Annotated in this window: 12 protein-coding genes; 5 read left to right on the top strand and 7 right to left on the bottom strand. The window is 71.4% G+C overall.

The window, feature by feature from the left end:
* The first annotated feature begins 5 nt into the window (after positions 1 to 5).
* Positions 6 to 1,145 (top strand): sensor histidine kinase, encoded by a 1,140-nt coding sequence (locus ACFY3V_RS29960; RefSeq protein WP_389778170.1) that lies wholly within the window; start codon positions 6 to 8, stop codon positions 1,143 to 1,145.
* The gene (locus ACFY3V_RS29955) at positions 1,142 to 1,828 is read left to right on the top strand and encodes a response regulator transcription factor (RefSeq protein ID WP_362901153.1); all 687 of its coding nucleotides are present in this window, start codon (positions 1,142 to 1,144) and stop codon (positions 1,826 to 1,828) included. The genes ACFY3V_RS29960 and ACFY3V_RS29955 overlap by 4 nt, the downstream gene beginning before the upstream one ends.
* Here ACFY3V_RS29955 and ACFY3V_RS29950 read toward each other — a convergent pair.
* Entirely contained in the window at positions 1,780 to 2,172 is a 393-nt protein-coding gene (locus ACFY3V_RS29950) for a PRC-barrel domain containing protein (protein WP_362901155.1), read from the bottom strand. The genes ACFY3V_RS29955 and ACFY3V_RS29950 overlap by 49 nt on opposite strands.
* 642 nt (positions 2,173 to 2,814) lie before the next feature.
* Between ACFY3V_RS29950 and ACFY3V_RS29945 the strand changes: the two genes are divergently transcribed.
* Positions 2,815 to 4,524: a rhamnulokinase family protein gene (locus ACFY3V_RS29945; protein WP_389778167.1), complete on the top strand. Its 1,710-nt coding sequence runs from the start codon at positions 2,815 to 2,817 to the stop codon at positions 4,522 to 4,524.
* On the opposite strand, the gene ACFY3V_RS29940 is transcribed toward ACFY3V_RS29945, so the two are convergent.
* Positions 4,411 to 6,129: an IlvD/Edd family dehydratase gene (locus ACFY3V_RS29940; protein WP_362901159.1), complete on the bottom strand. Its 1,719-nt coding sequence runs from the start codon at positions 6,127 to 6,129 to the stop codon at positions 4,411 to 4,413. The genes ACFY3V_RS29945 and ACFY3V_RS29940 overlap by 114 nt on opposite strands.
* A 101-nt stretch (positions 6,130 to 6,230) precedes the next feature.
* On the opposite strand from ACFY3V_RS29940, the gene ACFY3V_RS29935 reads away from it, so the two are divergent.
* Positions 6,231 to 7,244, top strand: coding sequence for a zinc-binding dehydrogenase (locus tag ACFY3V_RS29935; RefSeq protein ID WP_389778164.1), 1,014 nt, complete (start codon positions 6,231 to 6,233; stop codon positions 7,242 to 7,244).
* A 6-nt stretch (positions 7,245 to 7,250) separates the two neighbouring features.
* Here ACFY3V_RS29935 and ACFY3V_RS29930 read toward each other — a convergent pair whose 3' ends face one another.
* The 5 genes from ACFY3V_RS29930 to ACFY3V_RS29910 form a co-directional block, all read right to left on the bottom strand.
* Positions 7,251 to 8,093 carry a carbohydrate ABC transporter permease gene (locus ACFY3V_RS29930; protein ID WP_362901163.1) on the bottom strand — a complete coding sequence of 281 codons (843 nt, stop codon included), beginning with the start codon at positions 8,091 to 8,093 and terminating at the stop codon, positions 7,251 to 7,253.
* The gene (locus ACFY3V_RS29925; protein ID WP_389778162.1) at positions 8,083 to 8,967 is read right to left on the bottom strand and encodes a carbohydrate ABC transporter permease; all 885 of its coding nucleotides are present in this window, start codon (positions 8,965 to 8,967) and stop codon (positions 8,083 to 8,085) included. Before ACFY3V_RS29925 ends, ACFY3V_RS29930 begins: the two co-directional genes overlap by 11 nt.
* A gap of 184 nt (positions 8,968 to 9,151) precedes the next feature.
* On the bottom strand, positions 9,152 to 10,435 hold the full coding sequence (locus ACFY3V_RS29920; protein ID WP_362901167.1) for a sugar ABC transporter substrate-binding protein: 1,284 nt from the start codon (positions 10,433 to 10,435) through the stop codon (positions 9,152 to 9,154).
* A 76-nt stretch (positions 10,436 to 10,511) separates the two neighbouring features.
* Positions 10,512 to 12,209 carry an FAD-dependent oxidoreductase gene (locus ACFY3V_RS29915; RefSeq protein ID WP_362901169.1) on the bottom strand — a complete coding sequence of 566 codons (1,698 nt, stop codon included), beginning with the start codon at positions 12,207 to 12,209 and terminating at the stop codon, positions 10,512 to 10,514.
* A 7-nt stretch (positions 12,210 to 12,216) separates the two neighbouring features.
* Entirely contained in the window at positions 12,217 to 13,248 is a 1,032-nt protein-coding gene (locus ACFY3V_RS29910; RefSeq protein ID WP_389778159.1) for a LacI family DNA-binding transcriptional regulator, read from the bottom strand.
* Between the two features lie 231 nt (positions 13,249 to 13,479).
* On the opposite strand from ACFY3V_RS29910, the gene ACFY3V_RS29905 reads away from it, so the two are divergent.
* The gene (locus ACFY3V_RS29905) at positions 13,480 to 14,523 is read left to right on the top strand and encodes a hypothetical protein (RefSeq protein WP_362901173.1); all 1,044 of its coding nucleotides are present in this window, start codon (positions 13,480 to 13,482) and stop codon (positions 14,521 to 14,523) included.
* Positions 14,524 to 14,677: the final 154 nt, after the last annotated feature.

Genomic DNA, 14,677 nt, shown 5'->3' with positions numbered 1-14,677 from the left:
GCGGTGTGGAGTCCTGGGAGCGGTCGCGGCGCCGGTGGCAGCACGCCTTCTTCGCCTCATGGCTGGTGCTCACCTCGGCCGGCCCGCTGACGGAGGTGGGCCGGGTGCTCCCGGTGGTGCTGGTGGCCGGGCTGGCCGCCTGGTACGCGGTGTGGTTCGTGCTGCGCACGCCGCCCCCGGACGACGTGCCCACGCCGTACGTGCTCGGTGGTGGACTGCTCTGGCTGGGGCTGTTCGCGATGGACTCCTCCTTCCTGGTAATCGCGTTGAGCGTCCTCGTGCCGTACTGCATGGACGCCGTGCGGGTCGGGCTGGTCGCGGTGGTGTCCTGCGCCGGGGGCTGGCTGTGGCATCGTTTCCACGCGACCGGGTCGATCACCTGGGCCGAGATCGTCATCGCCGCGCTGATCGCGACCAGCGCGGCCGCCGCGGTCGGGTACTTCGGCTCGGTGTCCCGGCAGAGCGCCGAGCGCAAGCGACTCCTCGACCGGCTGCAGGTCGCGCAGGAGGCGCGGGCGGCGGCCGAACGGCAGGCGGGCGTGGCGGCCGAACGGCAACGGCTCGCCCGTGACATCCACGACAGCCTGACCCAGGGGTTCGCCAGCGTGACGATGTTGCTCGAGGCGGCCCAGGAGACCCTGCCGGACAACAGGCACCTGACCCAGGCGCTGCGGGTGGCGCGGGAGAATCTGGCGGAAAGCCGCAGGGTGGTGAGAGCACTGCGCCCCGGCCAGCTCGACGGGTGCGGCCTGCCGGAGGCCCTGCGGCGGCTGTCGGGCAGGCTGTCGGACGAGACCGGCGTCCACGCGCACACCGTGATCACCGGCAGGCTCCGGCCGCTCGAGGCACGGGTCCAGGCGGAGCTGCTGCGCGTGGCGCAGGAGGCGGTCGCCAACGTTCGCCGCCATGCCCGCGCCGAGCAGGTCACGCTGACCCTGTCGTACATGGAGGACCTGGTGGTGCTTGACGTCCACGACGACGGCGACGGTTTCGATCCCGGCAGGGCCGCCTCGGGACACGGCCTTTCGATCATGCGGGAGAGGATGGAGCAACTCGGCGGCACGCTGCTCGTGGAAAGTTCCCCGGGGGCGGGCGCCACGGTGGTGGCCAGCCTTTCCCCGGTGGCGCTGAGCGGGTCGCGATGACCGTCCGGGTCCTGATCGCCGACGACCACCCGTTGGTCCGCGACGGCATCCGGGCTGTCCTGGGCACCCAGGACGATCTGGAGGTGGTCGGTGAGGCGGTCTCCGGCACGGACGCGGTGCGACTGGCGCGCGACCTGAGGCCCGACGTCACCCTGATGGACCTGCAGCTGCCCGGGATCGACGGCGCGACCGCGATCGGCAGGATCCGCGAGGACGACCCGGGAGCCAAGGTGATCGTCCTGACCGCCTACGACACCGACGGCGACATCTCACGCGCCATCGACGCGGGAGCCATCGGCTATCTCCTCAAGGACGTCGGCCGCGAGCAGCTGTTCGACGCGATCCGGGTGGCGGCGCGGGGGGAGAGCGCCCTGTCGCCGACGATCGCGAGCCGGGTGCTGTCGTGGGCGCGGGCCGACGCCCCCGATGCTCTCAGTGGCCGGGAGGCCGAGGTCCTCGGTGCGGTCGCCCAGGGGATGAGCAACAAGGCCATCGCCGCCCACCTGTGCATCAGCGAGGCCACGGTCAAGACCCACCTGCTGCACATCTTCGCCAAGCTCGGCGTGGACGACCGCACCGCCGCGGTGACGGTCGCCGCCTCCCGCGGCATCATCCGGCTGGACGGCCGGCCGCTTCAGCCGAGATCGGCGGTGAGCCGGTCGCGCGGCGGGGCGGACGCGTAGTGCCCGCCCGACTCCTGGCAGTGGACGCTCTGCCGGTAGGTCGCCGGGTCGTACTCCGGCGCGTCCTGGATCTCCTGCTTGGTCTGCGAGACGTGCACCTTGCGCTCGTCCTTGTCGATCCTGGTCACCGTGCTGGCCGGGAGCACGACCTTCCTGCCCGAGAGCCAGGAGCCGACGTCGGCCACGATGTAGCTGTCATCGGTCATGTTGCTCTCCTCCTCCACTCGGCCGACCTTGCCGTCGACGGCCTCCACGTCGAAGCCGATGACGCTCATCGTCTCGTCCATCGTCTCGTCCGGACCGTAGACGCCCTCGCGATAGCTCCACAGACCTTCGCTCGTCATGTGCGGGCTCTCTCCTTGTCACGATGTGTGTGGCCCCCCGACTACCCCTCGCGGCCGAGATAAACGGTGCGGCGGACGGCCGTCCTCCGCCGGCTGTCAATCGTGCCTGGTCGCCTCGGTCCGGAAATCCAGGATGTCTTTACCGATGCTGGTAAATCGCAGGAATCATGTGCCTTTGCCGCCGTCTCGGAGGCCCATATGGGCGCCACGACTCCGTGCGGGAAAGGGGGTAAGGACAATGCCTCGGACGGTATGCCGAATGGCCGCCCATATAAGGGGGGAGGTCCGTGGTTCACGGATCGGACAGGGGCCGGACGAGGATCAGATGGAGATCACCGTCATGTCGCGTAAACGTCGCGACATCGTCACTGTGGCTCTCACTGGGCCCTCACCGTGGCCGGACCCGCCGCCACCGCCGCCTTCGCCCAAATCGGTCGAGATCGGACCAGGCGGGAATGGTGCCGGTACGCGCCCGAGCGGCGGGGACCGCTTGACCACACCGGGTGAAACCGTCGAGGAAGGGTTCCAGGAAAGGCCCACGCGGCCGAACCCGGGGAGAAAGACGACCCTGTGAGCTGCCTCACCTACCGTTTCTGATATATCCCCCGTATCAGTAAAGTCTCTCCGGTTATCCTTGCACCCGTGCCCGTCTACGTGGCCGTGGATCTCGGACCTGAGAACGGCCGGGTATTGACCGGCGAATTCGATGGTGAACGGCTCTCGGTGCGTGAAGTGCACCGTTTCGCCAACCGGCCCGTCCGCGTTCTCGACGGCCTGTACTGGGACGTGCTCGGGCTTCTCACCCAGGCTCGCGGGGGCATCGCGCTGGCCGCCGCCCGCGACCGCCTCACCAGCGTGGGCGTGACCGCCTGGGGCGGCGACTTCGCGCTCCTCGACCGCGACGGGCGACTGCTGGCCAACCCCCGTCACCACCGCGACCCCTACACCTCCGGGCTGGCGGGACTCGTCTCCTGGCAGGACCACTACGAGCTGACCGGTGTCCATCCGGGCCCCGGCACCACGGCCTGCCAGCTGCTGGCGCATGCCGGTTCCCCGCTCCTGGACGCGGCCGACCACCTGGCGATGATGCCGGACCTGTTCACGCTCTGGCTGAGCGGCGAGATGCTCAGCGAACGGACGATCGCGAGCACCAGCCAGCTGCTGGACGTCAGGACCGGCCGCTGGGCGAACAGCATCGTCACCCGCCTGGGCCTGCCCCGTCACCTGCTCGCCGACCGGCTCACCGAGCCCGGTACGGTCGTCGGCCCGCTGCGCGGCGAGAGCGGCGATAGCGGGGGAAACGGTGGGAGCGGCAGGAGGGGCGGCGACCGGAACGGGAGAGGCCGCGCCACGCCCATGGTCGTCGCGGTTGCGGGCCACGACGCCGCCTCCGTGGCGGCGGCGCTTCCCGTCTCATCCGGATCGGTGGGCTATGTCTCTTTCGGCCCTCGCTCGCTGGCGGGGCTGGAGCTCGACGCGCCGGTCACGAGCCGGGAGGCGAGGCTGGCGGGCTTCACCAACGAGGGCGGCGTCATGGGGACCGTGCGCTTCACCCGGACCCTCAACGGCCTGCTGCTGCTCCAGGAGTGCCGCAGGGCCTGGGGGGCGCGCACCTCGTACGCGGATCTGGTCGCCGAGGCCACGGCGGCCCCCGCCTTCGGCCCCCTGATCGACCCCGGCCATCCGTGGTTCCTCGAACCCGGTGACATGCCGGCCAGGATCGGGGCCTACTGCCGTTCGACCGGCCAGGCGCCGCCCGCCGGCCGCGCACAGACGGTGCGCTGCGTCCTGGAGAGCCTCGCCTGCTCCTACCGGTGGGCGTTGGAGCAGGCCGAGTTCCTCAGCGACCGGCGGGTGGAGGCCGTGCACCTGGTGGGGAGCGCGGCCTCCAGCGACACTCTGTGCCGGCTCGTCGCCGACTTCGCCGGACGACCGGTGCTCGCGGGCCCCGTGGAGGCGACCGCCGTGGGCAACCTGCTGGTCCAGGCGATGGCCGAGGGCCGCATCGGCTCCCTCACCGAGTTGCGCGAGGTGGTCCGCCGCTCGTTCAGGCCCCGGCCGTTCTCTCCCTCAGGGCAGCGGGAGGCGTACGAGATCGCCTACTCCCGCTACCGGCGGCTGACGGGGACCGAGGGAGGCTGGAACGGCACGGAGCACGGGCCGGCCGCCGGGTACCGGATGCGCCCGGCCCGTCACGCGGCGTCGGTGCCGCCGGTGACGGCACCGGCGGCACCGGCGTCAATGGGACTCGCGGGCGACCGCGTGACCGCTGGAGCCGATGAGGAAGTCGAGATCGGCTCCCCGGTTGGCCTGCATCACGTGGTCGACGTAGAGGCGTTCCCAGCCCCGTGAGGGCGCGGCGAACGCCTCCCGCATGGTCTCCGAGGGCAGACGTCTGGCCAGTTCCTCCGGCGGGATGTCGATGTCCAGGCGCCTGGCCTCGACGTCCAGGACGATCGGGTCACCGGTCCGCACCAGGCCGAGCGGGCCGCCCGCCGCGGCCTCGGGCGCCACGTGCAGGACCACCGTCCCGTACGCCGTGCCGCTCATCCTGCCGTCGCAGATCCGCACCATGTCACGCACCCCGCTCTCCAGGAGCTTGGCCGGCAGGGGCAGGTTCGCCACCTCGGGCATCCCCGGGTAGCCCTTGGGTCCGCACCCGCGCAGCACGAGCACCGTGGAGGGGTCCACGTCGAGATCGGGATCGTCGATCCGCGCGTGCATGTCCTCGACGCTGTCGAAGACCAGGGCACGGCCCCGGTGGCGCATCAGCTCGGGCGAGGCCGCCGCGGGCTTGATGACGGCGCCGGACGGCGCCAGGTCGCCGTACAGGACGGCGATGCCCGCGGCCTCCTGCAGCGGCCGGTCACGCGGGCGGATGACGGTCTCGTCCCAGATCCGCGCCTCGTCCAGGTGATCGGCGAGCGACCTGCCCGTCACCGTCAGCGCCTCGGGGTCCAGCAGGTCGCGCACCTCGCGCAGCACGGCCAGCAGCCCGCCCGCGCGGTGGAGGTCCTCCATCAGGTGCCGGCCCGCCGGCTGCAGGTCGGCCAGGAGCGGCACCCCGGCGCCGACGCGGTCGAAGTCGTCGAGGGAGAGCTCGACGCCGAGCCGGCCCGCGATGGCCAGCAGGTGCACCACCGCGTTGGTGGATCCGCCGACGGCGGCCAGCGCCACGATCGCGTTGAGGAACGATCCCCTGGTGAGCAGGGCGCTGGGACGCAGGTCCCGCTCGACGAGCTCGACGGCGAGCCGCCCGGTCTCATGAGCGCCCTCCAGCAGACGGCTGTCGGGGGCGGGCGTGCCCGCGATGCCGGGGATGGTGGTGCCGAGCGCCTCGGCGACGCAGGCCATCGTGGAGGCGGTTCCCATGGTGTTGCAGTGGCCCCTGCTGCGGATCATCGACGACTCCGAGCGCAGGAACGCCTGCTCGCTCAGGGTGCCCGCGCGGACCTCCTCGCTGAGCTTCCACACGTCCGTGCCACAGCCCAGTGGCGCGCCGCGGAAGGTGCCGGTGAGCATGGGCCCGCCGGGGAGCACCACCGCGGGCAGGTCGACCGAGGCCGCGGCCATCAGCAGGGACGGGATGCTCTTGTCGCAGCCGCCCAGCAGCACCACACCGTCGATCGGGTTGGCCCGCAGCATCTCCTCGATCGCCATCGCGGCCATGTTGCGCCACAGCATCGCGGTGGGCCTCACCAGCGTCTCACCCAGCGAGACGACCGGCAGGTTCATCGGGACGCCGCCGGCCTCCCAGACGCCCCGTTTGACGCCCTCGGCCACCTCGTCGAAATGGGAGTTGCACGGTGTGAGATCGGAGGCGGTGTTGGCGATGGCGATGTGCGGACGGCCGTCGAAGGCGTGCGAGGGCAACCCCCGCCGCATCCAGGCCCGATGGATGTAGGCGTTGCGATCGTTTCCCGCGTACCACTGCGAGCTACGTCGTTCCGCCGTCACGTTTTCAGCCCCATTTGCCGAACGGTAGTCTACGGAGCCCGATTCTTGTACCTCTGTTACCTCCGTCCCCGCCCGGCGGTGCCGTCTGGAAGGTTCCAACCGTGAGAGCGTTCGTCGTGACCGGGCCCCGCCGCTTCGCCGTACTGGACGTCGATCCGCCGGTTCCCGGCCCCGGGCAGGTCGTGGTCGACGTGGAGCGGGCCGGGGTGTGCGGCACCGACATGGAGTTCTTCAGCGGCGACATGGCCTATCTCGAGGAGGACCACGCCCGCTATCCCATGCGGCTCGGCCACGAGTGGTGCGGGACGGTCTCCTCGGTCGGCGAGGGCGTCGACGGCGGCTGGATCGGCACCCGCGTCACGGGCGACACCATGCTCGGCTGCGGCAGGTGCCGCCGCTGCCTGGGCGGGCTGCAGCACGTGTGCGAGGACCGCTTCGAGATCGGCATCCGGGGCGGCTGGCCCGGCGCCCTCGCCGAGCGCCTGCCCGTGCCGGTCACGGCGCTGCACGCCCTGCCGGACGCGGTCGACGCGGTGGCCGGGGCGATGGTCGAGCCGGGCGGCAACGCGTTGCGGGCCGTCGAGGCCGCGGCCCTCGCCCCCGGCGACCGGCTGCTGGTGCTGGGGCCGGGGACGATCGGCCTGCTCGCCGCCGCCTTCGCCCTCGCGCACGGGGCGGAGGTGCACATCATGGGCCTGTCGGAGCCGTCGCTGGAGTTCGCCCGCACCCTCGGGGTGCACGGGGCGTGGACCGCCGACCGGCTTCCCGGCCTCCCGTTCGACGCCGTCGTCGACGCCTCCAACGCCCCCGGCCTGCCCTCCCTCGCCGTCGATCTGGTGGAGCCCGGCAAGCGGGTGGTCTACATCGGCCTGGCGTCGACCCCCAGCGCCGTCGACACCCGCCTGCTGGTGCTCAAGGACGTGACGGCCGTCGGCATCCTGAGCGCCTCGCCCGGCCTGGCCGGGGCGATCGAGCACTACGCGTCCGGCTCGGTGGACCCCCGGCCGCTCGTGGCGGCCGTCGTCGGGCTCGACGAGGTGGGCGAGATCCTCTCCGGCTCCCGCCCCGCGGGCTCCGGGCCCGGCCCCAAGATCCACGTCGACCCCCGGGTCTGACCCTTCTCAGCCCTTCAGGCCGGTGTGGGCCAGGCCCTCGATGAACTGCCGTTGCGCGAGCACGAACACCACGAGCACCGGCAGAGCGGTCATCGAGGCGGCGGCGAGCTGGACGTTCCACATCGGCCCGCCGTAGGCGTCGACGAACTGGGTCAGCGCCTGCGGGAGGGTGAACTTCTCCGGCGAGGAGAGGTACACGATGGGTTCCAGGTAGAGGTTCCAGCTGTGCAGGAACGTGAAGATCGCGACGGCGCCGAGCGCGGGGCGGGCCAGCGGCAGCGCGACCCGGTAGAAGGTGCCGAACCGGCCGAGCCCGTCCACCCGGGCCGCCTCCTCCAGCTCACCGGGCAGGCTGATGAAGAACTGCCGCATGATGAAGGTGGCCAGCACGCCGGGCGCGCCGAGGATCGGCACCAGGATGAGCGGCCAGTGGGTGTCGGTCAGCCCGAGCCCGTGGAACATCTGGAACAGCGGGACGATCGTGACCTCGCTCGGGATGAGCAGCCCGAGCAGTACGACGACGAAGAGGACGTTCTGGCCGGGGAAGCGGATGCGCGCGAAGGCGTACCCGGCCATCGCGGCCACCGCCATCGTCCCCGCCGTGACGACCAGGGCGATGTAGAGGCTGTTGAAATACTGGCCCGCGAAGGGCTGGAGCCGGAAGACCTGCCCGTAGGCCGAGAAGTCCCAGTCGGCGGGCAGCGGCCGCGGCGGGAAGGCGAAGATCTCGCCGACCGGCTTGAGGGACGAGGTCACCATCCACCAGGTCGGGAAGACGAACGGCACGCACAACACACACAGCACGCCGTACAGGAGCGTCTTCATCCGTACCGGTATCTCACGTCTCATTGAAGACCCACCTCCTGCGCATCCGCCACTGCACGACGGTGAGCAGCGCCACGATCACGAACAGCAGGACCGACAGCGTCGCGCCGTATCCGAAGTGATGGAACTGGAACGCCTGCTGGTACAGGTAGTAGACGAGGACCGTTGTCGACATTCCCGGGCCGCCCTGGGTGAGCACCGCGATCTGCGCGAACACCTGCAGCGACCCCACCACGGTGATGATCGAGGTGAGCAGGATGGTCGGGCTGATCAGGGGGACGGTGATCCGCAGGAAGCGGGTCCACGCCCCGGCGCCGTCGAGTTCGGCGGCCTCGTACAGCTGGGACGGCACGCCCTGGAGGGCGGCGAGGAACAGCACCATGTTGAGGCCGACGTTCTTGAGGACCTGCACGACGATCACCGAGAGCATCGCGGTGCCCTCGCCGCGCAGCCAGTTGGGTCCGTCGGCCCCGGCGACGGCGAGCAGGCCGTTGAGTCCGCCGTCGTCCTGCAGGAGGAACCGCCACACGATCGTCCAGGCGACGAGCGAGACCACCACGGGCGAGAAGAACAGCGTGCGGAAGAAGGTGGTCCCGCGCAGCCGCTGGTTGAGCAGGATCGCGAGGACGAGGGCGAGGCCGAGGTTGAGCACGACCAGCCCGACGGAGAACAGCGCGGTCCCCGCGAGGACCTCGCGGAGGTTGGCGTCGGCGAGCAGCCTGTCGTAGTTCTCCCCGCCGACGAACTCGAAGGTCCCGGCGAGCACGTTCCACTCGTGCAGGCTGTACCACAGAACGAGCCCGAGCGGCAGGAGCACGAACAGCAGGCTGCCGAGGAGCTGCGGGGTGATGAGCAGGTATCCGACCAGGTTGTCGCGGCGGCGCATGGTCCAGAACACCCCGCCTCCTCCACCGCCGCCGGAAACCCGGTGAGCCCGGCGGGTCCGCCGGGGACCGCGAGTCAGGCCCTCGGCCTCCGTGTCCTCCGCGCCCTCCGCCGTCCGGCGGGCGGCCCGGTCGCCGGTGACCGGCCGGGCGTCGGCCCGGCCGGTCACCGCGGATCGGGGGTGTGACGCGGCCACGTCACGCGCCCAGCATCGGCTGGATCTTGGCGCACACGCCGCCCAGCACGGCCTTGACGTCGGCACCGGGCTGCCAGAGCGGGTCGAGCGCGGCCCGTACGGTCTGCGACAGCTCCGCCTGGCCGGTGTGGTTGGGCTTGACCACGCCCTTCTCGATGCCGCCGATCACGACCTCCTGCAGCTGGCCGGGCTTGAGCAGCGGGTTGCTCTTGGCGAGGGTGTCGGCGGTGAGCTGGGAGGCCCGGGGCGGCGGGAAGTAGGCGGCGAGCTTGGCCGAGTTGCCGGGGTTGGTGAAGAAGGCGAGGAAGTCGGCCGCCAGCTCCGCGTTGGCGGACTGCTTGAAGACGCCCAGGCCCGCCTGTCCGATCACCGAGTACTCGCCCTTGGGCCCGGCGGGCAGCGGCACGAGATCCCAGCCGAACTTCGCCTCCTGCAGGAGCGAGGCGCGGGAGATCTGGGTGATGGTCATCGCCGCGTCGCCCGCGAAGAAGTCGGCCGTGGTGCCGGGGCCGGGGAAGGCCTTGTCGGTGAAGATCGACTTGTGCAGGAACGTCATCGCCTCGACCATCTCGGGGCTGTCGAACCCGCAGCTCCTACCGTCCTCGCTCCAGGCCTGGGCGCCCCAGCCGCCCCACACCGTGGAGAGGTTGTCCCAGCCCTTGTAGTCGAAGTCGCGGACGACCATGCCCGCCTTGCCGGTCTCGGCGGCGACCGCGGCGTTCTGGGCGGCGACCTTCTCCCAGGTCCACGTGCCGTCCTCGATCATCTCCGCCGGAGGCTTCTGGCCCGCCTTCTTGAGCAGGTCGGTGTTGACGAACACGCCGAACGGCGAGGTGGAGAACGGGTAGGCGTACAGCTTGCCCTCGGCCTGCCAGAGCTTGACCGCCGAGGGGGTGAGGTCGTCGAACTCGTAGCCCTCGGCCTTGCGCAGCGTGTCGTCGAGCGGCGCCAGCGCGCCGGAGGAGACGAAGTCGGGCGCGGAGTTCTCCAGGATCCAGGCCAGGTCGGGGGCGTTGCCGCCGGCGATCTGGGTGGTCAGGGTCGTGGTGTAGTTCTCGAAGGGGAGGGGGTCGAACTTGATCTCCCCGACGTCGGGGCGCGTCTTTTTGTACTCGGCGGCGATCTCGTCGAACAGCTTCAGGTGGGCCTCGTTGGAGGTCCAGATCGTCATGCGCAGCGGCTGCGGGCCCTGCGCGGCGGGGGCGGCCTCGCCTCCCCCACCGCACGCCGTCAGGGTGAGCAGCGCCGCCAGCGCGACGGCCGCGGGCTTCGCGAATGTTCTCATGGTCCGATCTCCTTGCTGGGAATCCCCCGGCGGTCGTGGTGGGTGACCGGTCGCCCGGCCGGTGCCGCTCGTCCGGTCAGTAGCCGGTCACCTGCGGCCAGCGCAGCTCGACGCCGTCTCGGGTGAGCCGCCGCTGGAAGTCGGCGAGCAGGCCCTCGTCCTCGCGTACGGCGTGCGGGGTGGTGGCGTTGTCCAGGCAGAAGGCCGCGAGGGCCCCCGCGGCCTCGCCGACGTTCCACTCCACCGGGTGCAGCCGGTAGGCGCCGTTGGTGATGTGGGTGGTGCCGATGTTCTTGGACGCGGGCAGCAGGTTGGTCATCCGCTGCGGCACGAGCGCGCCGAGGGGGATCTCGAACGGCGAGCTCGCCACGTCGATGTAGTTGTCGCCCCCGGTGGAGGGGTGCAGGTCGATGCGGTACATCCCCACCCCGACGGAGTCGGCGTAGCTCACCGCGCCCTTGTCTCCGCGCACCGCGAACGACAGGTCCTGTTCGGCCACGGTGTACAGGGCGCGGACGCGGCGCGACTCGCGGATGTAGGGCGCCTGGGCCAGCCCGTCCTCACCGCCGCCGGTGACGTCGCCGCGCAGGCGCAGGCCGGGAAAGCCGGTCCCGCCGTCGGCGCGGGGCGCCTCGGTCTGCATCCAGTACAGCACCGAGCGCGACAGCTCGCGAGCGGCGGCCACGTGCGCGGCGGCGTCCGGCACGTCGATGACCGGGCCCTCCAGGTAGTCGATCATCGGCCAGTTGACCAGGGTGATGTCGCTGTCGTAGGCGCCGTCGGCGAAGTTGCGCCGCGCGGCGATCCTGCGGAACGTCCACAGGTTCGCGTCACCGGGGTTGAGGCGTTGGTCGGCCTCCACCAGCAGCGGGTCGTCGTCGGGGTTGGGGGTGAAGGAGCGTTCCACGATCTCCAGGGTCCTGGGGTGCGGGCAGCGCCAGGACAGCAGCCGGTCGCCCCAGAAGTCGGGCTGGTAGCTCCTCCAGAACTCGTAGGCGGCGGGTTTGTCGATGGTGTGGTCTCCGTCGACGTGGTCGATCGCGAAGCACACCGAGACGGCCTGCATGTTCATCGGCTGGGCCTCGGCGGGCGCGCTCGGCTCTCCGGTGTCGCCCTGCGACTCGAACCCCGTCACGTACTCGGTGCCGGTCAGCGGCAGCAACTCGCCCGTCTCCGTGGCGTCCAGCACGTACGGCGCGACGGCCGTGACCTCGCCTTTCCCTTCGCGGTGCTCCAGGCGCACGGCCCGCACCCGGTCGCCGTCGACCTCGGCGCCGACCGGCCGGTACGGCTGCAGCACGCGCAGCCGCCCGGAACCCCGGTACGGCGCGAGCATGGCCTCGATCACCGCGACCGCGACGCGCGGCTCGTGGCACAGGCGGCTCACGTGCCCGGCGCCCGGGTTCAGCTCCCGCCAGGCCCGCGACCGCGCGGTGAGCGGGTAGTGGTCGCGGTAGTAGCGGCGGATGCCGTCGCGCAGCGCCCGGTAGGAGGCCGTGACACCGAACCGCTCCACCCAGGAGTGCTCGTCGGGCGGTACGGCCTGGCTGGTCAGCTGCCCGCCGAGCCAGTCGTACTCCTCGGTCAGGATCACGGTGCGCCCGGCTCGCAGCAGCGCCAGGGCGGCGGCGACGCCACCCAGTCCTCCGCCGACGACCACCGCGTCCGCCGATATCTCAACCACGTCGGGGCTCTCTCCCATCATCGTCGTTCTCTCCGCCTTCTCGCCGTTCCCGGCGTTCTTCGCCTTCTCGGCGCTTGTGGCGTTCCGCACCGTCCGGTCAGCTCCGGACCGGTGCGAGCGTGGATCCCTCGACCAGCTCGCAGGGCAGTAGTTCCTGTGGCGTTCCCCCGCCGCGCTCCAGCAGCCGCGCGAGCAGCTCGACGGCCCTGCGGCCCATCTCCCGCCGGGGGATGCGGAACCCGGTGAGGTCGACGTCGACGCGAACGGGCCTGGTCGGAGCGCCCAGTGCGATGAACGACAGGTCACCGGGGATCCCAAGACCCCGCTCACCCGCCGCGTGCATGATCGCCACGGCGTCGGCGGGCTCCTCGGCGAAGACCGCGGTCACCCCCGCGGCCGACAGCTCGTCCAGCATCTCCTCGGGGGTCCTGCCGATGACCGACACGTGCACCCCCTCGGCTCCGACGGCGGCCACCGCCTCGCGGAAGCCGCGCATGCGGTCGGCCGGCGACTCGGCACCGGCCCCGGTGCCGACGTAGGCGAGCCGCCGGTGGCCGAGCCCGGCCGCCCGGTCGACCAGGGCGCGCACCGCGGGCGAGTAGTCGGCGCCCACGTACGGCACCGGGGCTCCAGCGTCGTCGCGGCGGCCGATGGAGACGAAGGGGATGCCCTCGGTCAGCAGCCGGGCCAGGTCGTCGCGGTCGACGGCCCGCCCGAGGAGCACGCAGCCGTCCGCCAGCCGCACCCGGCTGTCCTCGTTGAAGATGCGGCGTCGCTCCCCCGCGGCCCTGGCGCTGGTGAACAGCAACAGGTCACAGCCCATCTCCTCGGCGCACTCCTCGATGCCGAGCAGGAAGGGGTGGTAGAAGTCCGCGCTCGCGGTCGGGAAGACGGCCTCGTAGGTGAAGACGCCCAGGATGCGGTTGCGCCGCTCGGCGAGCCGCCGGGCGACCGGGTCCGCGACGTATCCGGTCTCCCTGATCACCCTCAGCACCCGCTCGCGCGTCTCCGGGGCGATGCGTACCTCGGCGTCGATCCGGTTGTTGAGGACGAGCGAGACCGTCGTCTGGCTCACCCCCGCGATGCGGGCGATGTCCTGCTGGGTGAGCCGGCGGCCGGGGGCGGTCACGATTCGTAGCGTCCCATCTGCTGATAATGCGCATTAGCGAAGTTGGGACGTCATCCTGCAATCCGCGGCGGATCCTGTCAAGAGCCGGGCTCCAGGATCTTGCTCTGGAAATTTCGCCGGTGATAATCCGTATTAGCACCTTGACGAGCGGGCACGCCTGACCGAATCTTTGCGATCAGGGAGAAGTCCTCACCATCACTCACGGTGAAAGTTGTCGCGAAGGGACGTTCCATGTCTGAACCCCTCCTGGACCGCCGCGGACTCCTGCGCGCGGCGGTCGGTGCCGGCGTGGCCGGCGGTCTCGGGCTCGCCCTTCCCGGGACGGCCACGGCGGCGATCGCGCAGGCGTCCGTGCAGGCGTCCGCGCTGGCCGGCACGACCGCGGCGCTGGGACCCGCCGGATTCCCCACCTACCGCTACATCGGCACGGCGTTCGACAAGGCGAGCCTGCGCTACAACCCGACCAACGAGCTGATCTTCCCCTGCATCCGGGGCATGTACGACAAGATCGCGAGCCCGCTGGGGCGCTACTACCTCTACTACGCTCCCCACGACGCGCCCGGCGGCATCTGCCTCGCCTACGGCAACTCGCTCGGTGGCCCGTTCACCGAGTATCCGAGCAACCCGATCATCTCCAGGACCTGGTCACCGCACTACTCGGTGAGCCACATCTCCTCGCCGCACATCATCTGGAACGCCGCCGACCGGCGGTTCCACATGTACTTCCACGGCGAGAACAACACCACCCGGATGGCCTGGTCGACCGACGGCGTGCGCTTCACCTACCACGGCACGGTGCTGACCACCGCGATGATCCCCGGCTCGACGGAGACCTCCTACGCCCGGGTCTTCGAGCACGCGGTCCCGGGACTGGGCAACAAATACGTCATGGTCTTCATGGGCGTCACCGGCGGCTCCCGCAAGATCTTCTGGGGCTGGTCGTCCAACGGCATGGACTGGCGGTTCGACCCGACCCCGCTGGTGTCGCCCGGCCCCGACGGGCAGAGCGACCTGTCCGGGCCGTCCCTGCTCAAGCGCAACGGCACCACCTATGTCGCCTACCACGGCAACAGCGGAAACATGTTCCTCACCGAGGTGGGCAACGCCTTCGACCGCGAGGTGCACCTCGGCGTCTTCCACCGCCCGCTGACCGGAGCCCCCGACAACGGCCGTAGCGCCGCCCCCTCCTTCGGCACCGACGGCGGCGTGGCCTACATGTTCTACGAGGCCGGCCGGCGCGGCGGTTCGACGATCGCCGTCGCCCGCGCCGTCTAGCAACACGCGCCCTCGCCATCGCCCGGGGCCCCGGGGGGGCGCCCCCCCCCCCGCCCCCGCCCCCCCCGGGGCCGCGGGGCCCCCCCCGGGGGGGGGGCCGCCCCCCCCCCCGGGGGGGGCCCGGGGGGGCCCCCCCCCCCGGGGGGGCCGGGTA

Origin of the sequence: Streptosporangium sp. NPDC000095 (assembly GCF_042899335.1) — a bacterium.
Classification (GTDB): domain Bacteria; phylum Actinomycetota; class Actinomycetes; order Streptosporangiales; family Streptosporangiaceae; genus Streptosporangium.
This window is presented reverse-complemented; position numbering and strand designations above follow the sequence as displayed.